Annotated in this window: 20 protein-coding genes and 1 tRNA gene; 2 read left to right on the top strand and 19 right to left on the bottom strand. The window is 29.6% G+C overall.

Annotated elements, in window-relative coordinates:
* Nucleotides 1–296: 296 nt before the first annotated feature.
* Nucleotides 297–902, bottom strand: a complete 606-nt coding sequence (locus AVBRAN9333_RS06620) for a Crp/Fnr family transcriptional regulator (RefSeq protein WP_336609646.1) — start codon at nt 900–902, stop codon at nt 297–299.
* Nucleotides 903–964: 62 nt separating this feature from the next.
* On the opposite strand from AVBRAN9333_RS06620, the gene AVBRAN9333_RS06625 reads away from it, so the two are divergent.
* Nucleotides 965–1,906, top strand: coding sequence for a 4Fe-4S dicluster domain-containing protein (locus AVBRAN9333_RS06625; protein ID WP_336609647.1), 942 nt, complete (start codon nt 965–967; stop codon nt 1,904–1,906).
* On the top strand, nt 1,896–2,564 hold the full coding sequence (locus tag AVBRAN9333_RS06630) for a cytochrome b/b6 domain-containing protein (RefSeq protein ID WP_336609648.1): 669 nt from the start codon (nt 1,896–1,898) through the stop codon (nt 2,562–2,564). The genes AVBRAN9333_RS06625 and AVBRAN9333_RS06630 overlap by 11 nt, the downstream gene beginning before the upstream one ends.
* A 405-nt stretch (nt 2,565–2,969) precedes the next feature.
* Here AVBRAN9333_RS06630 and AVBRAN9333_RS06635 read toward each other — a convergent pair whose 3' ends face one another.
* The 18 genes from AVBRAN9333_RS06635 to tuf all read right to left on the bottom strand — a co-directional run bounded on the left by AVBRAN9333_RS06635 (nt 2,970) and on the right by tuf (nt 24,564).
* The gene (locus tag AVBRAN9333_RS06635) at nt 2,970–3,392 is read right to left on the bottom strand and encodes a hypothetical protein (protein ID WP_336609649.1); all 423 of its coding nucleotides are present in this window, start codon (nt 3,390–3,392) and stop codon (nt 2,970–2,972) included.
* 162 nt (nt 3,393–3,554) lie between these two features.
* A complete protein-coding gene (locus AVBRAN9333_RS06640) occupies nt 3,555–4,724 on the bottom strand; it encodes a hypothetical protein (RefSeq protein WP_336609650.1) in 1,170 nt (389 codons plus the stop codon).
* Nucleotides 4,725–4,732: 8 nt separating this feature from the next.
* Nucleotides 4,733–6,091, bottom strand: a complete 1,359-nt coding sequence (locus AVBRAN9333_RS06645) for a hypothetical protein (RefSeq protein ID WP_336609651.1) — start codon at nt 6,089–6,091, stop codon at nt 4,733–4,735.
* 9 nt (nt 6,092–6,100) lie between these two features.
* Nucleotides 6,101–7,024: a penicillin-binding protein activator LpoB gene (locus tag AVBRAN9333_RS06650; RefSeq protein ID WP_239803259.1), complete on the bottom strand. Its 924-nt coding sequence runs from the start codon at nt 7,022–7,024 to the stop codon at nt 6,101–6,103.
* Nucleotides 7,025–7,026: 2 nt separating this feature from the next.
* Nucleotides 7,027–8,127, bottom strand: a complete 1,101-nt coding sequence (locus AVBRAN9333_RS06655) for a hypothetical protein (RefSeq protein WP_336609652.1) — start codon at nt 8,125–8,127, stop codon at nt 7,027–7,029.
* Between the two features lie 678 nt (nt 8,128–8,805).
* Entirely contained in the window at nt 8,806–9,660 is an 855-nt protein-coding gene (locus AVBRAN9333_RS06660) for a hypothetical protein (RefSeq protein ID WP_336609653.1), read from the bottom strand.
* A 51-nt stretch (nt 9,661–9,711) separates the two neighbouring features.
* Entirely contained in the window at nt 9,712–11,079 is a 1,368-nt protein-coding gene (locus AVBRAN9333_RS06665) for a hypothetical protein (protein WP_336609654.1), read from the bottom strand.
* A 250-nt stretch (nt 11,080–11,329) separates the two neighbouring features.
* Nucleotides 11,330–15,868 (bottom strand): DNA-directed RNA polymerase subunit beta', encoded by a 4,539-nt coding sequence (gene rpoC / locus AVBRAN9333_RS06670; protein ID WP_442862233.1) that lies wholly within the window; start codon nt 15,866–15,868, stop codon nt 11,330–11,332.
* Nucleotides 15,858–19,988, bottom strand: coding sequence for a DNA-directed RNA polymerase subunit beta (rpoB, locus tag AVBRAN9333_RS06675; RefSeq protein ID WP_336609655.1), 4,131 nt, complete (start codon nt 19,986–19,988; stop codon nt 15,858–15,860). Before rpoB ends, rpoC begins: the two co-directional genes overlap by 11 nt.
* Before the next feature lie 89 nt (nt 19,989–20,077).
* Nucleotides 20,078–20,452: a 50S ribosomal protein L7/L12 gene (rplL, locus tag AVBRAN9333_RS06680; protein WP_214118192.1), complete on the bottom strand. Its 375-nt coding sequence runs from the start codon at nt 20,450–20,452 to the stop codon at nt 20,078–20,080.
* 18 nt (nt 20,453–20,470) lie between these two features.
* Nucleotides 20,471–20,950: a 50S ribosomal protein L10 gene (gene rplJ / locus AVBRAN9333_RS06685; RefSeq protein ID WP_214118194.1), complete on the bottom strand. Its 480-nt coding sequence runs from the start codon at nt 20,948–20,950 to the stop codon at nt 20,471–20,473.
* Between the two features lie 186 nt (nt 20,951–21,136).
* On the bottom strand, nt 21,137–21,838 hold the full coding sequence (gene rplA, locus AVBRAN9333_RS06690) for a 50S ribosomal protein L1 (protein WP_214118196.1): 702 nt from the start codon (nt 21,836–21,838) through the stop codon (nt 21,137–21,139).
* A gap of 56 nt (nt 21,839–21,894) precedes the next feature.
* Nucleotides 21,895–22,320, bottom strand: coding sequence for a 50S ribosomal protein L11 (gene rplK / locus AVBRAN9333_RS06695; protein ID WP_214118198.1), 426 nt, complete (start codon nt 22,318–22,320; stop codon nt 21,895–21,897).
* Nucleotides 22,321–22,337: 17 nt separating this feature from the next.
* Nucleotides 22,338–22,871, bottom strand: a complete 534-nt coding sequence (gene nusG / locus AVBRAN9333_RS06700) for a transcription termination/antitermination protein NusG (RefSeq protein ID WP_214118200.1) — start codon at nt 22,869–22,871, stop codon at nt 22,338–22,340.
* A gap of 9 nt (nt 22,872–22,880) precedes the next feature.
* Nucleotides 22,881–23,060, bottom strand: a complete 180-nt coding sequence (gene secE / locus AVBRAN9333_RS06705) for a preprotein translocase subunit SecE (protein ID WP_214118201.1) — start codon at nt 23,058–23,060, stop codon at nt 22,881–22,883.
* Between the two features lie 15 nt (nt 23,061–23,075).
* Nucleotides 23,076–23,151, bottom strand: a tRNA-Trp gene (locus tag AVBRAN9333_RS06710).
* Between the two features lie 4 nt (nt 23,152–23,155).
* The gene (gene rpmG, locus AVBRAN9333_RS06715; RefSeq protein ID WP_214118203.1) at nt 23,156–23,314 is read right to left on the bottom strand and encodes a 50S ribosomal protein L33; all 159 of its coding nucleotides are present in this window, start codon (nt 23,312–23,314) and stop codon (nt 23,156–23,158) included.
* Nucleotides 23,315–23,364: 50 nt separating this feature from the next.
* Nucleotides 23,365–24,564 (bottom strand): elongation factor Tu, encoded by a 1,200-nt coding sequence (tuf, locus tag AVBRAN9333_RS06720; protein ID WP_214118205.1) that lies wholly within the window; start codon nt 24,562–24,564, stop codon nt 23,365–23,367.
* Nucleotides 24,565–24,570: the final 6 nt, after the last annotated feature.

Genomic DNA, 24,570 nt, shown 5'->3' on the forward strand with positions numbered 1-24,570 from the left:
AAAAAAATGTGAAAAAGTTTTTAAGTTATTTGAAATAGACCAATGGTAATTGATTGTTGAAAATACTTGGGAAATAATGGTTTGGTGGAGTTTATGGTTATTAGGATTTATAGATGAAGTTTATAATATAAATAATTATAAAAAAACCAAAATTCTATTTCAAGTTGTTTTAAATAGCTTTATTTTTAAGTATTGCAATTAGAAAAATTATTTAATTTTAAAAAATTTAAATTTGAAATTTAGATTTTAAATCTAGCAATATCTAAGATTTATTTTAAACTCCTATTTTAAATTCTTTAAGTACAAACAATAATAGCACCTCGTTTTAACACGATTTTATTATCATTTTTCAACTCTTTTAAAACCCTTGAAATACTTTCCCTTGAGCTACCTACTACTCTTGCTAATTCTTCGTGAGTAATTTTTAATTCATTATTACTTGCATTATCTTTTATATATTTTAAAACACGATTTGAAAGCGGCATAAAAGCAAAATCTTCTAAAAATTGCATAATTTCGCTAAGTCTTTTAGAAATAATGTCTAGTTTTAGCTGTTTAAATTCTAAATATTTTTCGCTTAATTCTTCTAAATCTTTGCTAGGAATTACCCAAACATTAGTGTTTTTTACAAACTCAATATTAACATTAAAACTAATATTATTTAACACGCAAGAAGCTGATAATAAGCAATATTCATCATTTGATAAATTAAAAATATCAATCTTTCTAATGCCATTATCAATAAATATCTTAATACTTCCATCAATTATAAATATAAGCCCTTGACAATCCCATAAATCATCACCTTTTTTATAAGTCTTAAAAAGACCTTTTTCTAAACATTTTTTAATTAGCTCATTATTTGTAAATATAGAATTTAAAAAATCTTCAATCTTTTTCATTGTAACTTTATCACATACATAATTTTTAAAAACTCTTATACTTTATCAAAAAAAGGAATATTATGAGTTTAGATAGAAGAAATTTTTTAAAAATCGCAGGAATTGCTAGTGTAAGCAAGGTTTTTGCAAATACCAATCAAGAAAAAATGGCAAAACTAATTGATTTAAGCCTTTGCGATGGCTGTGCTAATTTAGCAACACCTTTATGCGTAAGTGCTTGTAAAGTAAAAAATAAAGATGTTTTTCCTAAACCAATTAGCGAAATACCAAATTATTATCCACAAAAATTTTATGAAGATTATCAAGACAAAAAAGATGAGATTAATAGGCTAAATCCTTATAATTTCATCTATGTTGAAAAATTAAACATAGATAATAAAAATATAAATATCCCAAGACATTGTATGCATTGTGATGACCCAACTTGTCTTAAAATATGTCCTTTTGGAGCAATTAGCAAAGATAATTCAGCAGTTAAGATTAACCCTAATGTTTGTTTTGGTGGAGCAAAATGTAAAGATGTTTGCCCTTGGCACATACCACAACGACAAGCAGGAGTTGGGGCTTATCTTAAAATAGCACCTAAATTAGCAGGTGGTGGAGTTATGTATAAATGCGATTTATGTGCTGATATTAGCATTCCTGCTTGTGTGAGTGCTTGTCCTAAAAACGCAATGATATATGCAAATAAGGAAAAAATAAAATTACTAGCCCTAAAAAAGGCACAAGAATATAAAGATTTAGCTAAAGATGATGGCACATATATTTACGGAGATAAACAAAACGGCGGAACTGCGACTTTTTATGTATCACCGATTTCGTTTGAAAAAATTCAAGAAGCAATAAGCAAAAAACACGCAAACAACACCCAAGGAATAGCACATATGAAAGTAGATATAAATAACAAAATAACCAGTAATGACAAAATTATTAAAAGTGTTTTATTAAGCCCGATTGCAGGTGTTTTAGCAGGTGTTTTACTAAGGAAAAAAAATGAAAATTAAAAGACAAAGTATATTTAATCAAATAACTCATTTAGGAATAATGATTAGTGTTTTTGCATTGATTTTTAGTGGTATTTTGCAAATGCCTGTCGCAAAAAGATATATGATTTATAAATTACCTTTAATGTCTTGGAGTGTGGATTATTATATTAGTTTGATGATTCATTATATTTTTAGTATTAGCTTGATATTTTTTGTGTTTTTGCATATTACATATTATATTTTACGCAAAGATTTTTCAATGCTTCCAAAAAAAGGTGATATTAAAAAAAGCATAAAATTAATCTATGCAATAATTTTTAACAAAGAAGAAGAACCTTGCGAAAAATACCTACCAGAACAACGCCTTGCGTATTTAGGACTTGTAATTATTATGGTTATTTTGATTATTACAGGGCTTATTAAAACTTATAAAAATTTAGCAGGAATTTCAATTAGTGAAAACTCTATATTTTTAGTAGCATTACTACATAATATTGGAATGTTTTTAATGATTTTTTGGATATTTATACATTTATTTGCTTTTGTTTTTAAGACTAATAGAGCACTTTTAGGTGCTATGTTTGGTGGAAAAATTGATGCTAAATATGTATTAAAAAGACATAAATTATGGCATGAAGGTGTAAAAGCCGCTAAAAAGGTTTTAAATATGTTATGAGCTTTACTAGAACTAAATTATAAATTTGATTATTTGTTTAGTTGAAATTAATACCGATGAAATATACTTAAGAAAATAAATTTTAATAATATAAAAATAAGAAAAATTAGTAAAAACAAAGGACAAATTTAAGCAACTTTGCAAGTATTAAACAAAGCCAAAATTATTACTAACTTTACTAAAAAAGGCATAAATCATATAATCAAATAAAAATATTATATTTATTTTGTAATACCAAAATATAGTTTTAAGAACTACTAATATTTTAAGATTAAATTAAATATTTTCAGTTAGATAACAGGTATAAAAAAGTTTGTCTATTGTATTATTTCGTAGTTATTACTATTATTAAATCTTTAAAAGAAAACTTTAAACAAACATTGATAAATTAAAGCTTGTGATGATTTATAAGAATTTAAATTTGCTTAAAATATAGTCTATTATTGTTTTACTTTTAGCTTTGATTTTACTCAAATCTTCAACCAAGAAAAACTTAGAAAATATAAATATATTCAAATAACGCTCAATAGCAGAAAAAATAGCGATAGATATTAAAAAAATCGCAAATAATATAAAGATAAAAAATACAAAATTTTCATTAGCTAAATTCTTATTTGAAGTGGCAAAAATTATTGTAATAATAGCACTAATAAAACCAAAAATAACACTCAAAGCATTGCTAAAAGAAAAGCCATTAATCTTGCTTTTTAAAATATAAAAAGCATTGCAATTAGGACATTTTAGACTAATAAATCCTAAATCTTTTTTATAAGTTAATTTTGAGATTTTACAAGAACAAATATCACACTTTTTATTGATAATTTCCAATTTAATTTCCTTGTAACAAAATGTTTTATTTTATATCAGATAATACTTGTGATTTTATCACTAATTTAAATTCTTTTAGCAATTCAACTTTTAAAGCTATGTTCTATTATTTTACATAAAAATTTATAAATATTTTAAGAAATGGCAAAGCGCCATTTCTTGCTACAAACCATATCCGTTTGAGACTTTTTTCTTGATTTTCTCTTCTTTTTTAATTCTACAAATATCTCCTTTTTTTATATTACCGCTTGATATATTTGCATAACTTTGTTTTTCGTTGTTTCTAATAATCTCTACAACTCCTGAAAAATCTTCTGTATAACTCTTCTCCTTTGTTCTGCTATCAATAATTACCTTGCCTTTTGCAAAACAATCTAAGGTAGTTCCAATGGGTATTTTTTGAGTAAAAATAGCAAGATTATTGCTAATATTTTCTACCACTGGCGGATAAATACCTGAATGAAAATTCTCAACCAACTCTTTTGCAATTTTATTTATAAAATTATCAATTTCTACATTATTTAACTCTTTAAATTCATATTGTATTGTGCTTGTATTTGAATATTTTATCTCTTGAGTAGCCATTAAAATAACTTGATAATTTATAGTTGCACTAAGGTTTGATTTGCCTATGCTATTTGTATAGCTTGAATGCTTACCAGGAATATATTTAAATGATGCTACATCAAACAAAAATACATAATCAGCCCCTAAAGTATGGCCTAATCTTAATGCTTCATCTTTACTAGCATTATTTTTAATAAATCTTGCTTCATTTTCGGTTATGTTTTGATTATCTCTATCTAATAAATTAAATTTTCTAGCCTTATAAATCTCATTTTGTATGGCTGTTTTTAATATATTTAAAAACACCAACTCTTCATAACCAATACTCATCATATTTAATTCACTAATTCTAGGAACTACAATCAAATTATGCTTATTTGTATTTTGACCTGGGATTTTATAGTATTTGCTAGAGCTAATTTTTTTAATCTGAACTACTACCTTATAACCATCAGCAGTCTGCATTTTGCTAATTACATCAAATGAATTAAATCTACCTTGTGTTGCACGAGATATCTTTTTATTATAAGTTTCTTGATAATTTATATCGCCGTTATTATTACTTGCTTGAACTTTATTTTGATGAGTGCTTTTTATATAAGCACCATTTAATTTCCCAATGGCTTCTGCAAGAGCATTATCAACTGCTTGTTCATACGTTAGACCATATCCTTCACCAGTAGCAGTTTTTACGCTAGTTTTAGTAGCAACAGCAGCATTTAGGCTTATTACTAAGCCTAAAATCATAATTAATAACTTTTTCATACAAGCTCCTAAAAATCATCTGTTACTTGATTGCTATAAATTAGCATTGATTTTTGCACTTTAACAGGTTTTACATCTTTGCTTGTTGCAGTTTTTTGACCAGTTTTTACTGCACTAATTTGTTCATTCTTTTTATCAATTTGTTTAATATTACTTAAAGAATAAGAAACCATAGAACCAACAACTCCAACATCGCCTAAATCTTGATACCATTGTTCTATTGTCTTCATTCCTTTAGTATTTACTTTACTATGAGTTTTTACTATTTTAGAAAAAGAACTTGATATAGTATTTTCAACACTACCTTCTTCATATACTCCATCATTAATAGCGCCTTCAATTACGGTAAACATAGCATTTTGAATAGTTTTCATTTCGGCAGTGTAATTGTTTTGTAAATCTACATAAGAACCTAAAAATTGTGCTAAATTATCTTGAGCTACCATTTCTGATTTTTCTGTATTTGTTTCTTGTAATTGATATTTTAAAGCAGGTTTTTGCTTGTATGATTTTAAAGAAAATGATAATAATGCGGGTCTACAATTCTCATCCCAATAAAACATTGTTCCTACCCTGCCTAATCTTTCTTCATCGCTCATAGCTTTTATAATATCTGTTACTTTTTTGCAAATTGCTTTATTTTCTAGTTCTGGAATTTCAATACCCTTAGTAAGACTATTATAAAGCTGAATTGACCTATCAGATACATAAGCAATCACCCCAAGTCTTGAATTACCATCTTTATCTGTATCAATTACGCTCATATAAGTTACCAAACCTTGTGCTATACCCGAACCACTTTGACTTATATTAGAAGCAAATGTATCTGAAAATATTGCACTTTTTGCTATTGCTTTTGCTTGTTCTTTTTGAGCTTGTGAGTAATCTTGTATATCTAAATTGGGGTCTATTATAGTTTTTATTCTATTTAAAACACCATCCACAATTTCTTCATAGCTTTGTTCTCTTTTCATAGCTTTTAATTCAGCTTTCGCTTCATTTTCAAGCTCACTTTTTAGCTTTTGTGCATCTTCTGTTTTATCAGTTATAGCCAAAATAGCGCTACTTATATGCCTTAAACCATTCTCAGCTATTGCTTTGCTTTTAATTTCTAGCATAGCCTTTTGAAAAGCTGTATCTACATAACTATAAAAATTTGCCCCACTCTTATTTTGTGCTAAAGAGACAATTTTTGCCCCTACAAATAAAATCTCATCTTTGTTTTGTAATTCATTTTTTATACAAGCTATATATTTATCAAACTTACCTTTTTCACCTTCACAAACTTTTATTGGACTTTCACTTGCAAATGTTATTTGACTCATTAATAATGTAGCTATAAAACTCAAAAGTGTTTTCTTTAACATTTTTACCCCTTAAAATTTCTTATTAATGATTTCTCTGCCTTTCCACTCTACCACGCCTGTTGCTAATCTATTAATAGATACATCTAGATAATACGCAACTTCACCTGTTTCTAAATTAGTTTGTTGAGTGATAACACCCCTTAAAGAATGAGTAGGACCTACTAAATGTCCTGATTGAACAATTTTATCTTGGTCAAAATCTTCATTTCCTTCAAGAGATTTAGCTATCGCATAAGAATTACTCGTGCTACCATCACCCGATACACTATCAATATAATTTGCTAATTGATAATCATTGATAGCATTTACTAATTCTTCTTTTATAATTTTAGGGCTAAAGTTTTGTCTTGTATTGTTTTTAATTCTTTCTACCATTAAATTGCACGGGTAATCTCCGCAATTTAAAAACTTATCACTTCTAACTTTTGCGTAATACATTTGTTTTACAAGTTTATCGGTTGTTAAAGAAAAATCATTTGAGCCAATTTTTGAATGCTTACTATCATATAAAGCACCTTTAGGTATTTCACTAATTCCGGTAATCAATACTTTATAATTTACAGAATCATCGGTTGGAGCTAAATATAATAAATTTTTTGTATCATGATTTGATACTTCTAAATAATCAGTAGTTAATCTTTCGCTAAACGCATCTGTTGTCATACCATTTGTATCTTCCCAAGTAATTTTTACCTTATAAGCCTTTTGGCTTTTAGTTTGACTTGTTAGTTTTAAATTCACAACTTCACGATTACCTTTTTTACTCTTTACTAACTCACAACCTAAATATTTTAAGTCTTTAGCATTTGCATAAGTTACATTAGGGCATTTATCTAATGCTCCTATAGTATTATTTGTATTTGCAGGAGAATTTTGATTACTTACACAAGCACTAAATAATAATCCAGCTAATAAAATTGAATATTTTTTCATTATTAATTCTCCCCTACATTTACTTGTGTTACTTTTTTACCTTCAATTACTTTTATATAATTTGTGCCTATTTTTGGAGATTTAACATAAATTAAGTAGTTTTTATCTTTATCTAAATTAGATTTTGAAAATATTTCATTTCCTTTATTATCTGTGATTTTAATATCTCCTGTATTATCAAGTATTGTTAATTGATAATCTTTTGGAAGTCCCACAATACGTCTTAAATCACTAAGACTAACAGCTTCAGTAGCTTTATTTGCTGCAAATCCTAATAATGGACTTTTATTAGCTGCACTAGCATTTAAAGAAGTTTTAACAGCTGCATCAAAAATAGCTTTTATCATTGTAACAGTTAAATTACTATTGTAATCTTTAGTAATTATTTTATCCATATCGGCTAATTGTTTTGTATTTTCTTTATTTTTATTGTTGCTTACTTCTAAATACTCATAAGATGATTTGCTATCAGTTAATTTTGGAAATACCCCACGAGCATCGGTAAGCCCACCAATAGCTTTGATAATATCATCATCTAATTTTGTATTAATATTTAAAGCCGCATAAGTAACTGCTAATTTAACAGCATTATCTTTTAAATGGTTTAAGTCAGCTGGAATAGGAAAACTGATTTCATAATCTTCTAAACCTTTTGATTCCCCGTTTTCATATACTACAAATACATTATTTGTATCAGATTTGTTATCACCATAAATTTTATCAAAAACACTTGCTAATACTTTATTATCAACATTTTTCTCTTTGATTTTTAATAATTTATTTCTAACTTCATCAACTTCTTCGCCACCTTCTAAGATTCCACCTACAAATTGCATAAATTCAACATAAGTATTAATAAATCCTTGCTCTGCTTGAAGAATTTTGCAATCATCATCTATAAAAATATCTTCTGATTTTTTATCGTTTTTGCAATTCATACCCATTAATTCACTTGTATTGTCCTTAATAGCACTATTTGCTAAATTTTGAATAATTTTAAATAAAAAACCATCTTCGCCGCCCATATCTTTTGCTGCTTTTACTATTTCTTTTTTATATTTTTCTTCAATTTTTTCTTGTTCATCACCGGCTAATCTAAACAATCTATTAGCTGATTCAAAAATAGGATTATTACTACCTTCTACTGCTTCTTTATCAAATAAAACACTTGTTGATAATAATTGGTCTATTCCTTGATAAGTTCTTAAAATCGGTAATTCATAAAATAAACCTTTGTAATCAAGTATACCAGAATCATTAAAGCCATTTACAGCTGCATTAAAAGATGTATAAGAATTTGTATAATCACCACAATATAATAATTTAATACCTTCTGCACTTCCGTTATATATAGGGTCTTTTGTAACTTCGTTGTATTTGCAAACGCTATCTTTGTTTGCTTGAATATTGTATAGATTGCTAAGTTTTGAATCTAAATCGCCTTGTCCTCCTGTAGAAAAAGAGCAAGCACTAAATGTTAATACCCCCCCCCAACAACACCGATGTAAGTAGTGAAATTTTAATTTTCATTGTTTCTCCTTGAGTTAAAATTAGATTATTATTATATAAAAAAATAAAAAAATATCAATATAAAAGATAATATTTTGTGGTTATTGGTTAAAAATAATAAAAAATATTATCAAACTAATATTTATAAAACTTTATTAATTTTATTTTTAACTTATAATTAATATAAAAATATTTTGTTTAATATATTTAATTATGAAAAATTAATTCAAATAATTATATTAAAAATAAAAATGTGTATTCTAAACTACAACTCATTTTAATTCTTCTTTTAATTTATTTAAATAATTTTGATAAACATCATTAGAGCAATCACTTATATAATTGTCTAAACTAAGATAATAGTTATCAATAAATAACCTAGTAAAAGAATCATAAATTCTATTAAGATTAGGGCTAAGTTCTAAACTCAAATTATTTAAATTTGTTATTGCATAACTACAAGGTTTATAATAACCATAAATATCATAATTTATTAGCTTATCTTTACTAAGTCTAGTTGGTAATTTTGAAGCTTCTTCTTCAAAGCGTTTTTCATATTTTTTATAATCTTCATATATTTGCACTTCTTTATCAACTATCAATTTTACACTTTTAAAAAACTTACCATCTATCGTATAGTTTTGCTTTTCAATTGTGCTTAATAATAAGATATTTGGTTTTTTAAGTTCTGTTACTTCGTGTCTTGGACTTTGCTGTAAATTAAAATGACTTATTAATAATATTCCGTGAAAAGCAATCATTAAAAATGAGAAAAAATAAAAGATACCTTTAATAAATTTTTGATTTTGTTTCATTATTAACTTATAAAACCACCAAATTAATAGTGAAAATACAATTGGTAGCAATAGTTGTAAAACTACAAACCACCCACCGGCATCTCTATCAATAAGCCCAATTCTTATAACCAAATAAAAAAATAAAATATATAAAGCTATTATAAATCTAGGATAAAGGTTCATTCCTATAAAAAATGTAAGGGCAAAAAGCGTAGGATAGGTAATAAAAAATGGCACATAAATTATAGGAATTAAAATACTAATAATTCCACTAGCTAAACCATGTAAATTATCTAAAAAATATGTTAGATATATTAAAAACTCATTCATATCTTACCTTTAAAATAAAGTTAATTTAGTAATAATACATTCTTTATTACACTAAATCAAACCAAAAATCTTAAGCAAAACAATAACTAATCTAATAACAAAATAAACACAAGCTAACTGCAAACCAAATATAACAACTTTCATAAAAGGATTGTAGTATTTGTTAAAAAACTTAAAAGCTTTATCATAGTATTTATAAAAAAATCTAAAAATATTAAAACCACGCACGCCGTATTTTTTATATATTGACAATTGTTTTAGAAGTAGTTCTGTTTCTTTTACATGTTCTTTGAAAAATTCCTTCTCGCGTCTAAAAGCATCAAGCAAATCCTCATAATACCATGCACAATCATGATAAAACTTCTTTGGTATATCATTTATCATAGTTATATTTTCATTTTTCATAATCTCTTTACAAGTAGCATGAACAAAACTATGACTAGGATTATCGCTTACTATCACACGCACCGCACCTGATGTCTCTCGTGCAAAACGCTTTAAAAGAGTCTTATACATAATTTCAAATTCCACATAAGCTTTATATTCTTTTGTATCATGTAATTCTTTGTTTAAGCGAGAGCTAAATATATTATAAATATCAACGCACTTAAACATATCGCTTTTTAAGGTTTTTAACAAGCTTTGCTCGTCTATATCAAAAACCCTTATAAAAGCGTTTTTCAAGCTTGTATTTGTATCAATATCCAAAAACTTTAAAGCGATAGTTTTATCAATACTTCTTGTATCTTTTATATCATTTACCCCTTCGCAAAAAACGGTGTATTTATTAAAAACTCCAAGATATCTTAAATCTAAATGCTTTGCTATATAATCAAAATACCCTGTATCATCAGCAATATCCAAAATCTCGTTTGCCTCATCTAATGATAGTTTTGTTTGTTCTAACTTTTGTTTAGTTATCTCATCTAAAACATATACTTTTCTTCCATAGCCTTTACAAGCTAACAAAGCATCTTTTACTACGCTAAAGATTTCATCTTTGCTAAGCGGTGATTTATCTTTAATGTCTAAAACTCTACATATATAATCATACCCTATTACATTAAAGCCTTCTTTATTATCTTTAATAGTAGAATCAAGCACTTTTATATCTAAAATCTCATAGATATAATCATACATCTCGTTTCCAATCATCTCGTGCAAATTATAATCTATCACAAGCTCTATAAAGGTATTTTGATACCACATAATATACACAGCCTTGCTAAGATAAGCATGATCAAACTCTGGGTCTTCATAATGATAGCATTCAAGCAAAAAACACTCTTTATCACTATCAAATAAAAACTTTTTTCTTTCTGGAATAGTTTTATACCTTCTATTGTAAATGTTAAAGATTTTAGATAATTTATATTTTTCATCAAGTTCTTTTGTGATTACTACATTTTCAAAAGCCATTTTTACCCCACTTTTTATAATATTTTAAAATAATACTATTTTTATATTTTAAAATCATTGTATTTTTTAAATACCTTTAAATTAAAATATAAAATATGAAAAATATCAATAAAAAATATCTAAAGCATTTATTTAAATTCTACTAATTTTAAAGAATTTAAAACAAGATTTGAAAGCTAAAAAATGTAGTTAAAAATTATAAATGTATTGTGATATTAATAATAAATAAGGGGATTATATCCCCTTACAATTAGTCGTTTTTATGAATTTGTAATTTTGCTCTTGAATAAAGTCCCGTTCCAACAGGTATCATTCTACCTAAAACAACGTTTTCTTTTAAGTCTTCTAAATAATCTACTTTACCAGTTACACTAGCTTCAGTTAATACTTTAGTAGTTTCTTGGAACGAAGCAGCCGAGATAATACTATCACTGCTAACTGACGCACGAGTAACACCCGTTAAGCGTGGTTCTGCAATAGCTGGGCTTCCACCAAATTTCATAACAGCTTCGTTTTCTTCAGCAAATCTACGCTTGCTTACTACATCGCCTACTATAAACTTAGTATCTCCACTATCTATAATGGTTACTTGTCTTAACATTTGTGAAATAATAATTTCTATATGTTTATCACTAATTGCAACGCCTTGTCCACTATAAACTTGCTGAATTTCGCTAATTAAATAATGGTGCAATGCTTTCTCGCCTAATATTCTTAAAATATCATTACTTGTAATTGTTCCATCAGTTAAACGCTCACCTGCATGAACCATCTCACCATCTCTTACTTGGATTTGGCTATGGCGGTCAATTGTATGCTCAACTAAATTGCCATCAGCGCCTTCTATAGTAATAACTTGACGCATACGGCTAGCTTGACCTAGTCTTACAATTCCATCAATCTCAGCTAATGTAGCAGGGTTTTTAACCTTTCTTACTTCAAATAATTCAGTAACTCTTGGAAGACCACCCGTAATATCCTTAGACTTAGTTGCTGCCTTTGGAGTTTTAGCTAGAATTTGAGCTACTTTTACCTTTTCATTATTATTTACATAAATAACGGTTTTTGATTCTAGTTGATATCTGATTGTGCTTCCATCATCTTTTGTAATCACAATAGCAGGTTTCATACTAGCAGGTAAATATTCATTAACTACTAAAGAGCTATTTCCTGTTAATTCATCAGTTTGCTCTTCAACACTAAAGCCTGGTTCAATATCTACAAAGCTTACAACACCATCACTCTCAGCTATTATAGGGTTATTATATGGGTCCCATTGAGCTATTATATGGCTTTCATTACTTGCATCTGTAACTATTAAATCATTAGCGTTTTTAATTATTTCATTACTTCCAAATTCTATTTTAGATTTTCTTGGAACATAATGGCGAATAGCTTCTCTATCATTTCCATCTGAAATAATTACAAATAAACCTTTTTCATTAACTATATGACCTTTTTTAAGCTCAATTTTTTCTAAACCATCGCTTTTTTGAATGTAATAGTTTAATTTACCAACCGCATTTGCTCTAATATCTTGAGCTACTGGTGCTCCATCTTCTATTAGTAATTCTGATGCGTAAGGAATACGTCTTGGAATGTTATAGTCTTCTTTAATAACTTCAACTATACTTTCATTTTCAACAACTTTATCACCTTCTTTATAAGGTAAATAAAGCTTTCCTAATAAGTTTCCGCTAACACCAGCTAATTCGTTGATTTTTGCAACATCGTGTTTTCTTAAAATATATTTTTGCTCTTTTTTACCTGATTTTACAACTATAGTTATATCATCGTGCGCATTAATATATGAAATACTTCCATCAAATGGAGCTTTAATCTTAGGCTCAACTAAAAGGATATTTGCATTTCTACGATTTGCGATAATTTGTTTGCCTTCATTATTTTTATAAGTTTGAACATTATAAAATCTTATGAAACCTTCTTTCTTAACTTCTACTTGTCTATCTTGCATATCAGTTGTAGCAGTTCCCCCGCTGTGGAAAGTTCTAAGTGTTAGCTGAGTTCCTGGCTCACCGATTGATTGAGCTGAAATAATACCAACAGCTTCACCAGTTTTAACTAACTTACTTTCAGCAAGGCTAATTCCGTAGCACTTAGCACAAATTCCTTTTTTAGCTTTACAAGTAATTGGAGTTCTAATTGTAACTGATTTGATATTGCTTTGAACAATGCTTTTTGCTTTTACTTCATCAATTAATGTGCCTTCATTAAATAATACTTCATTGCTAATTGGATCAATAACATCATCAGCTAAAACCCTACCTATAATTCTATCGTGTAAGTTTTCAACTACAACACCATCAGCAGTAATTTCACTAACTTCTATACCTTCGTGAGTTCCACAATCATTCATAGTGATTTTCACATTTTGAGCAACATCAATTAGCTTTCTTGTTAAGTGTCCTGCACTTGCGGTCTTTAACGCAGTATCGGCAAGACCTTTTCTAGCTCCGTGAGTTGAGATAAAGTATTCAAGAACATTTAGCCCTTCTCTAAAGTTTGAAGTAATTGGTGTTTCAATAATAGAACCATCAGGTTTAGCCATAAGACCACGCATAGCTGCTAGCTGTGAAATTTGAGCCGTTGAACCCCTAGCACCTGAATCAGCCATCATATAAATTGAGTTAAATCCTGCTTTATCGTTTTTCATTAAATTAATCATATTTTTTGATAATTCATTATTAGTATTTTTCCAAATATCAATAATTTTATTATAACGCTCACTAGCAGTGATTAGACCTTGGTTAAATGAGTTTTGGATTTCTCTTACTTTTGCTTTTGCATTTTCTATATTATCGCTCTTTTCATCAGGAACAATAATATCAGCAATAGAAATTGAAATACCAGCTTTTGTAGCGTATTCAAAACCTAAATTCTTAAGATTATCAAGGAAACTTGCACTAATTTCTAAGCCACCATTTTTATAAACATAATCAACTAATGCTCCGATATCCTTTTTCTTTAAAACCTTATTCCATAATTCTTCAGGAACAAAATCAGGTAAAATTGATTTGATAATTAAACGACCCGCAGTAGTTTTAATACTCTTACCATTTACAACTGATTTGATTGTAGCGTGAATATCAAGTGAGCCTGTTTGCATAGCCATTAATACTTCATCAACACCAGTGCAAATCTTATTAGCACCTTTTGCATCTGTTTTTTCAAGTGATAGATAATAAATACCTAAAACCATATCTTGTGATGGAACTGTTATAGCCTTACCACTTGCAGGTAATAAAATATTCATTGAGCTTAGCATTAATATCTTACATTCTGCTATTGCTTCTTGGCTAAGTGGAACATGCACAGCCATTTGGTCGCCGTCAAAGTCAGCGTTAAATGCAGCACAAACTAAAGGGTGTAACTGAATAGCTTTACCTTCAACTAGCACCGGATGGAAAGCTTGAATTGAAAGCTTGTGTAGAGTTGGTGCACGGTTTAGCATTACAGGATGATCTTTTACTACTTCTTCTAAACATTCCCATACTTCGTTAGTCTTTTCGCCTATCATTTTATGAGCTTGTTTAACCGTAGTTGCATAACCTTTTTCTTCAAGTTTAGCTAATAAATGTGGTTTAAATAATTCTAAAGCCATTTGTTTAGGTAAGCCACATTGATCCATTCTAAGTTTTGGGCCAACAACAATTACGCTACGACCTGAAAAGTCAACACGCTTTCCAAGTAGGTTTTGTCTAAAGCGTCCTTGCTTACCCTTGATGATTTCAGTAAGTGATTTTAGAGTTCTTTTGTTTGCACCTTTAGCTGCTCCTGTTTGTTTTCTAGCGTTATCAAACAATGAATCAACAGCTTCTTGAAGCATTCTTTTTTCGTTTCTAATAATAATTTCAGGCGCATCAAGTTCAATTAATCTTTTTAAACGAGAGTTTCTGTTAATTACACGGCGATATAAATCATTCACATCAGAAACAGCAAATTTTCCACCATCTAAAGACACTAATGGGCGTAAATCAGGTGGTAAAACAGGTAAGCATGTAATCATCATCCATTCAGGGCGATTTCCTTCTCCACTTTGAGAACTTGCTAAAAAGCTTTCTACAATTTTTAATTTTTTAATAATTGCAGGTTTTTTTGATTTTGGAGCTAGCTCGCAAGCTTCTTTTAATTCTCTTACCATATCTACTAAATCAAGTTCAGCTAATAAATCGTGAATTACTTCTCCACCCATTCTAGCTTTAAAGCCAGTATCTTCATATCTTTCATTTAAAGCTTGGAATTGTTCTTCGCTGATTACGCTATATTTTGTAACTTTTTTATTATCATCATAAGTTGCAGTATGCGCATCTCCAACAGCTTCTACAATATATGCTTCATAGTATAAAACACGGCTTAAATCTTTTGTAGAAATATCTAAAAGTGTTGAAATTCTTGCAGGTATTGCATTTGAATACCAAGTATGAGCCACTGGAGTAACTAATTCAATATGACCCATTCTAGTGCGGCGAACTTTACTTGTAGTTACTTCAACTCCACATTTTTCACATTTAACGCCTTTAAAACGCATTTTTTTATATTTTCCGCAAAGGCACTCATAATCTCTAATTGGCCCAAAAATCTTAGCACAAAATAAGCCGTCTCTTTCAGGCTTAAGTGTGCGATAGTTTATAGTTTCTGGTTTTTTTACTTCACCAAATGACCATGAACGAATAGCCTCAGGGCTAGCTATTTTAAACCCTATGGCATCAAATTGACTTGGTTTTTCTTCTTCGTTAAGTTGGATTTTTTTATATTTCTTATTCATCATCATTATCCTCTTTATAAATCTCAACATCTAAAGCTAAAGATTTTAGCTCGTTTGTAAGAACAAAAAATGTCTCAGGAATTCCTGCTGAAGTTACATTTTCGCCTTTTGCAAGTGCTTTATACGCTGCAAATCTTCCATCAATATCATCAGATTTAATAGTTAGCATTTCTCTTAAGGTATGTGCTGCACCATAAGCTTCTAATGCCCAAACCTCCATCTCTCCAAATCTTTGACCTCCGAATAATGCTTTACCACCAACAGGTTGTTGTGTAACAAGACTATATGGACCTGTACTTCTTGCGTGAACTTTCTCATCTACTAAGTGGTGAAGTTTAAGCATATACATAACGCCCACATTTACACGCTCTTTCATCTTTTCGCCTGTGCGACCATCGTATAGCTCACTTTTGCCATCCATATCTATTCTAGCCATTGCAAATAGTTTTTTAAATTCTTCTGCAGTTACACCTTCAAAAACAGGAGCTCCAAATTTAACGCCCTTACTCCAATCTCTTGCGTGGCGAATAAACTCATCATCACTCATATCTTTAAGATAAACTTTAGCGTCCATTAATCTTGAAATATCGCAAATATCAATCATTTTTTGGCGTAATTCTTTAATAAAATCAGCTCTTTTTGCATCAAATATTTCTTGAATTTGTTCTCCTAGTCTAAGTCCTACTAAACCTAAATGGCTTTCTAGAATTTGACCTATATTCATACGGCTTGGAACACCTAGTGGATTTAAAACAATATCAACAGGTCTTCCATCAGGTAAATAAGGCATATCAACTTCAGGAACTATGCAAGAAACTATACCTTTATTTCCGTGACGACCTGCCATTTTATCCCCAACTTTTAACTTACGCTTAGTTGCTATATAAACTTTTACAAGTTTTACTATACCATTTTGTAAAATATCATCTTTTTCTAATATTTCTAATTTTTCATCATGCTCTTGTTTTAGAGCTTTTTTCTCATTTTGGAAATGATTTTTTAAATTCTCATAATAAGCTTGCACATCTTTAGGATAAGCTTTAATAATACTTCCAATAGCAAAACGATTTAAATTAGATAAATCATCTTCTTTTACGATTTCACCTTTTTTATAAGATGTTCCGCCTATAGTTTCAGCTTTTTCTAAAGGAGTTTCTTTTAATAATTTAGCAATCTTTAGATTTTCTTCTCTATCCATCATTAATAATCTATCATGATAGTCTTTTTCTAATACTAAGCGTTCAGCGTCTTGAGCTGCTTTTGCACGAGCATCTTTTTCATGACCTTTTTTTGTAAATACTTTTACATCAATTACAACGCCTTCAACACTAGCACCTGCGTATAAAGATTTATTAACTACATGACCTGCTTTTTCTCCGAAAATCGCTCTTAATAATCTCTCTTCAGGAGTTGGTTTTACTTCACCTTTAGGAGAAACTTTACCTACTAAAATCATACCAGGTTTTACATGCGTTCCGATTCTTACAATACCGCTTTCATCTAAATGTGCTATATCTTCATCTTTTACATTCGGAATATCACGAGTAATTTCTTCAACGCCATCTTTTAATTCACGAGCTTCTATTTCTTTTTCATAAACATGAACACTAGTAAATGCGTCTTCACGAATCATTTTTTCGCTCATTACAATAGCATCTTCGTAGTTGTAACCATTCCAAGGCATAAATGCAATTAAAGCATTTTTACCAATAGCAAGCTCTCCTTGATCCATAGAAGGACCATCTGCAATTACTTGTCCTACTTTTACTATATCGCCTTTTCTTACAATTGGTTTTTGAGAAAATGTTGTATTTTGGTTTGTTCTTAAGTTCTTTTCTAGTTTGTAATGGTCTATATATAAACCATTATCATCTTCGCCTAATATAAATATATTATTGCTATCAACTTTTTCTACTTTACCTGAACGCTTAGCTTTGATTGCTTCCCACGCATCTCTTGCTACTACTCTTTCCATACCTGTTCCAACTATTGGAGCAGTAGCAGTAAGCAATGGAACTGCTTGACGCTGCATGTTTGAACCCATTAGCGCACGGTTTGCGTCATTGTGTTCTAGGAAAGGAATTAACGAAGCTGCAAGCCCAACGATAGCCCCTGAAGTAAGGTCAATAAGTCCTACATCTTCGCGTTTTGCTAGTATCGTTTCTCCATCTATTCTAGCTTCAATTAAATCATCAACAATATTTCCATTTTCATCTACTTTCGTAGAAGCTGGTGCAATACAAATTCCTTCTTCTTGAGTAGCTGTTAAATACACGATTTCATCGCTTATTTTACCATCTACAACTTTTCTATAAGGAGCTTCAACAAAACCTAAATCATTAACTTTTGCATAAGTTGAAAGTGAGTTAATAAGACCGATATTTTGACCTTCTGGAGTTTCAACAGGACAAATTCTTCCATAATGAGTTGTGTGAACATCACGAGCTTCAAAACTTGCTCTTTCTTTTACTAAACCACCCTCACCTAAAGCCGATAATCTTCTTTTATGTGTAACTTCACTAAGTGGATTTGTTTGATCCATAAATTGTGATAATTGACCACCCGTAAAGAAATCAAGTAGTGTAGAAGTAATCATTTTTGAATTCACTAAATCACTTGGCATTAATTCTTCAATAGGAGTAGTAATTGAGCTTAATTTATCTTTAATGCCTTTTTGAATTTTCGCAAAACCTATGTGTAATTCATTAGTTAATAACTCACCAATAGCTCTAATTCTTCTATTTCCTAAATGGTCTCTATCATCTAAATATCCACGACCTGATTTAATTCTGTAAAGATATTGAATAGTTTTTACTATATCTTCTCTAGTTAAAACGGTTACATATTCAGGAACATCAAGTCCTAATTTATGGTTCATTTTCATACGACCAACTCTTGTTATATCGTATCTTTCAGGGTTAAATAACATATCTAAAATATAAGTTTTTGCTGCTTCTAAAACAACAGGATCACCTGGTCTTAATACTCTAAATATTTTAGCTATTGCAAATTCTTCTTCATTTTCATAATTTTCTGAACGCTTAAATGATTTAAACATATCTAAATCATTTTGAAGAGTTTTTAACATTGAATCATCAATTCCTGAACCAACATCATTAGCTATTTTAAAATCACTACCATTATGAACTAAAGCAATTAGCTTATCTTCATCAAGCATTGTAAGAGTATCAAATAATAATTCCCCAGTATTTTTATCATATACAGGCTCTGCTAATTGACGATTAGCTAAAATATCAACAGGATATTCTATTAATTTTAAACCTGATTCTTCAAGCTCTTTAATTTTTCTTTTAGTTAATTTCTTACCTGCTTCGTGAACAACTTCACCTTTTTCATTAATCAAATCAAATTCAACTCTATCGCCTATAGCATTAATATCAAATTTTGTATAGAATTTATGTTTTTTTAGTGTTATTGTTTGAATTGGATAAAATAATTGAATAATATCTTCTTTGCTATATCCTAATACTCTTAATAAAAGTGTTGCTTGGAATTTTCTTCTTTTATTAATTCTTGCATATAAAATATTTTTTGAATCAAATTCAAAATAAATCCAAGCTCCTCTATCAGGTATAATTTGGCTAGAATAAAGTAATTTATTACCTTCTTCGCTTTCTTTAAAAATAACACCTGGACTTCTATGAAGCTGATTTACAACTACTCTTTCAACCCCATTGATAACGAAAGAAACTCTATCTGTCATTAAAGGTATATCACGAATAGTAATATCTTGTTCTTTTATATCTTTAATTCCAATTTTTTCACCAGTTTTTTCATCTCTATCATATAACGTCAAGCGAATTTTTGCACGCAAGTTAGCTGCATACGTAAGACCTCTTTCCATACACTCTCTTACTGTGTATTTAGGCTTTACAAATTCACAAGATACGTAATCTAAACTTAATCTATTTTGAGAATCACTAACAGGAAAAAAAGATTTAAAAACTTTTTCTATACCACTTTCCCTGTCTTCATTACCAATATTTAAAAAATAATCAAAGCTTTTTTGCTGTAATTGTAATAGATTTGGAATCTCAATTTGCTGTGGAACGTTTGAAAAATCCACCCTTAATCTGTTTCCTGAATGTAAGCTATTTAACATATATGTACCTCTTGGTAAGTTTTGAAAGAATAGTTTTGTTGCAAAAACAACACAATACAAAAATAGCCCTAAAAATAGGGCTAAATAAATTATTTAAGTTCAACCTTAGCGCCAGCTTCTTCAAGTTGTTTTTTAGCTTCTTCAGCATCTGCTTTGCTAACACCTTCTTTTAATGTTGATGGAGTACCTTCAACAGCATCTTTAGCTTCTTTTAAGCCTAATCCTGTTAATGCACGTACTACTTTAATAACATTAATTTTGTTAGCACCTGAATCTACTAACACAACGTTAAATTCTGTTTTTTCTTCTTCAGCAGCAGCTGCAGCACCACCTACAGCACCAGCAACCATTACAGGAGCTGCACTAACACCAAATTTTTCTTCAAATTCTTTAACTAATTCAGATAGTTCTAAAACACTTAGATTTGAGATATATTCTAATACATCTTGTTTTGTAATTGCCATTTTTTATCCTTTATAAAATTATTCTTGTTCTTTTTTTTCTTTAAGTGCATTTAAACCGATTGTGAAATTTTGAATCGGCGCATTCCAAACTTGCAATAACATAGCAAGTAACTCTTCACGAGATGGCATTTTAGATAATGCAGTAATTTTATTAGCATCTGCAACTTCACCATCTATGTGACCAAACTTAACTTCAAACGCATTATTTTTTTCAGCAAATTTAGCTGCTACTTTTGTAACTGCTAACGCGTCTTCTCCCCAAAGATAAATATTTGTATCTTTAAGTGTTAAACCATTTTTGCCTGATTTTTCTAAAGCAATACTAGCTAAAGTATTTTTAATAACTTCTACTTTAACATTAGCAACTCTTGCAGAATCACGTAATACTTCTAATTGCTTAGTAATAATACCTTTATAATTACAAACAACAACAGCATTGTTTGTTGTAAATTCATCAGAAAGTCTAGCTATTAGTTCTTCTTTTTGGTTTCTTGTCATCGTTTCTCCTTTCCGATTTATGATTTAAGCAGAGAGACAAAAGTCAATTAAGTAATAAACCTCGGCTGTCACAAATCAAATTTTTATTTAAATTCTTTACGCAAAAAAAACTAAAATAAAAATTTGAAAAAGAATAGCTATATTTTTAACATAAAAAGTTTAAAAAATAGCTATTCATAGAAAAAATTATTTTAAATCTAATAATTCTTGAGTTTCAAGTTTTAAACCTGGACTCATTGTTAAAGATAGAGTTGCACTCTTAATATATCTACCTTTTGCAGTTGCAGGTTTGTGTTTATTAATTGCTTTTACAAAAGCACTAACGTTATTTAATAATTTTTCTTCAGAAAAACTAACTTTACCTAAACCAGCATGAATATTTCCTTGTTTATCTACACGGAAATTAACTTGTCCTGATTTAGCATTTTTAACAGCTTGAGCTACATCCATAGTAACTGTTCCTGTTTTAGGATTTGGCATTAAACCTTTAGGTCCTAAAATACGGCCAACTTTACCAACTAGCCCCATTAAATTTGGAGTTGCTATTAATACATCAAAATTAATATTACCTTTTTGAATTTCTTCTACTAAATCATCATCACCAACAATATCAGCTCCTGCTGCTTTCGCTTCATCAGCTTTAATATCTTTTGCAATTACAGCTACACGAACCTTTTTGCCAGTTCCTTCTGGTAATACTACTGAACCTCTTACCATTTGATCAGCATGTCTTGGATCAACATTTAATTTCATTGCTATTTCAACGGTTTCATCAAATTTAGCTGATGATAAAGTTTTAATAACTTTAATACCATCATTTAGTGAATATTCTTTTGTTAAATCAACTTTTTTTAATAATTCTTGAATTCTTTTTGCTTTTTTTGCCATATTTTTCTCCGCATTTTTTAAAGTGCTTCCGCCTTAACCCGGCGGTTAGGTTCTTATTAATCTACTACTTCAACACCCATTGATCTAGCAGAACCTGCAATAATCTTAGCAGCTTGCTCACGATCTTTTGTATTTAAGTCAGCAATTTTTCTATCAACAATTTCAAGTATTTGAGCTTTAGTTAGCTTACCTACTTTATTTTTTAAAGGATTATCAGTTCCTTTTGAAATACCTGCAGCTTTTTTAATTAAATCTGTAGCAGGTGGTTGTTTTGTTATAAATGTAAAACTTTTATCAGCATATACTGTTATAACTACTGGAATATTATATCCCGCCATATCTTTTGTACGCTCATTGAAAGCCTTACAAAATTCCATAATATTAACACCTTGTTGTCCTAAAGCAGGTCCTACTGGTGGTGATGGATTTGCCTTTGTTGCAGCTATTTGTAATTTAATTTCCCCAACAACTTTTTTAGCCATAATGACTCCTTAATTTATTAAATAATTTTTTCTACTTGTGAATATAGTATTTCAACTGGCGTACTTCTTCCAAAAATTGAAACATTAAGTTTTAAAGTACCCCTAACCATATCGTATTCTTCTACAATACCTGTAAAATTCGCAAATGAGCCTTCAGTAATCCTAACGCTTTCTCCATTTTCAAAGAAAATTTTAGGTCTTGGAGCTTTTTTATTATTAGCTTTTTCTAAAATCAAATTAACATCCTTCTCACTTAAAGGAGTAGGTTTTTTAGATTCTCCAATAAATCTTCCAACTTTAGGCAATTTTTGAATTTTATGCCATAACTCTATATCTAAATCAATGTTTGCAAAAACATAGCTAGAATATAAACATTTTGCTGTAATTTTCTGTTTTCCATTCTTACCTGTTTCAATAACATCTTCTGTAGGAACTAAAACTTCTTTTAATCTATCAGAAATTCCATTTTCATAACATAATTTCTCAATAGCTCTTTTTACAGCCATTTCGCTACCTGCGTAAGTCTGAATTGCATACCATTTAAAATTCATCTCGCGCCCTTATAAAATACTCTTTAATGAAAAAGACATAATAAAATCAACAAAAGCTAAAAATAAAGAAATAACGGTAACTACAACAACTACCGTAATAAAAGCATTTTTTACTTGTCCTTTAGTTGGAAAAAATACTTTTGCTAACTCAGCTTTTGATAACTTAAAATAATTTATTAATTTTTCCATTTTAAAACCTTTAATTGGCAGGGCAAGAGGGATTCGAACCCCCAACCATCGGATTTGGAATCCGGCGCTCTACCGTTGGAGCTATTGCCCTAAAATTAGCTTTTTAACTTAACTTCTTTATGAACTGTATGTTTTCTTAATCTTGGGCAATACTTTTTAAGTTCTAACTTTTCAGTAGTATTCTTTGAATTTTTAAACGTACTATAATTAATATCGCCTGTTTCTTCGCATTTTAAACCAATTTTAATTCTCATAACATTTCCTTTTAGTTTTTAGAGTAGGTATAAAAACCTACTCATTTAAATTACTTAATAATTTTTGATACAACACCTGAACCAACTGTTCTACCACCTTCACGGATAGCAAAACGAGTACCTTCTTCAAGTGCAACTGGTTGAATTAATGATACAGTAATTCTTACGTTATCACCAGGCATAACCATTTCTGTGCCTTCTGCTAACTGAATAGAACCTGTAACGTCAGTTGTTCTTACATAGAACTGTGGTCTATAGTTATTAAAGAATGGAGTATGTCTACCACCTTCTTCTTTAGTTAAGATATAAACTTCAGCTTCAAAGTCTGTATGTGGAGTAATAGTTTTTGGTTTAGCAAGAACCATACCACGAATAACATCTTCTTTTTTTGTTCCGCGTAGTAATACACCTACGTTATCACCAGCTTCACCTTGCTCCATTTCTTTTCTAAACATTTCAACACCAGTAACTGTTGTTGTTTGAGTATCTCTAATACCAACGATTTCAATAGTATCTCCAACTTTAACGATACCTTTTTCAATACGTCCTGTTACAACTGTACCACGACCTGAAATTGAGAATACGTCTTCAATTGGCATTAAGAAATCTTTGTCAGTATCACGAACTGGAGTTGGGATATAGCTATCTACTTGAGCCATTAACTCTAAAATTTTAGCTGACCATTCGCCATCTTTACCAGCTTTTGCTTCTTCTAAAGCCTGTAAAGCTGAACCAGATACGATTGGAGTGTCATCGCCTGGGAAATCATATGAACTTAATAATTCTCTAATTTCCATTTCAACTAGCTCTAATAATTCAGCATCATCAACCATATCAGCTTTGTTCATAAATACTACGATATATGGAACACCAACTTGGCGTGATAATAGAATGTGCTCTCTAGTTTGTGGCATTGGGCCGTCTGCTGCTGAAACAACAAGAATAGCGCCATCCATTTGTGCAGCACCTGTAATCATGTTTTTAACATAGTCTGCGTGGCCTGGGCAGTCTACGTGAGCGTAGTGACGATTTTCAGTCTCATACTCAATATGAGAAGTAGCAATTGTAATACCTCTTTCTTTTTCTTCTGGAGCATTATCAATATTATCATAATCTTTAAGCTCTGCAAGACCTTTTCTTGATAAAACAGCTGAAATAGCAGCAGTTAAAGTAGTTTTACCGTGGTCAACGTGACCAATTGTTCCGATATTCACGTGTGGTTTATTACGTGAGAATTTTTCCTTTGCCATAATACT

Origin of the sequence: Campylobacter sp. RM9333, from assembly GCF_020137705.1 — a bacterium.
In the GTDB taxonomy this organism is placed as follows: Bacteria; Campylobacterota; Campylobacteria; order Campylobacterales; family Campylobacteraceae; genus Campylobacter_E.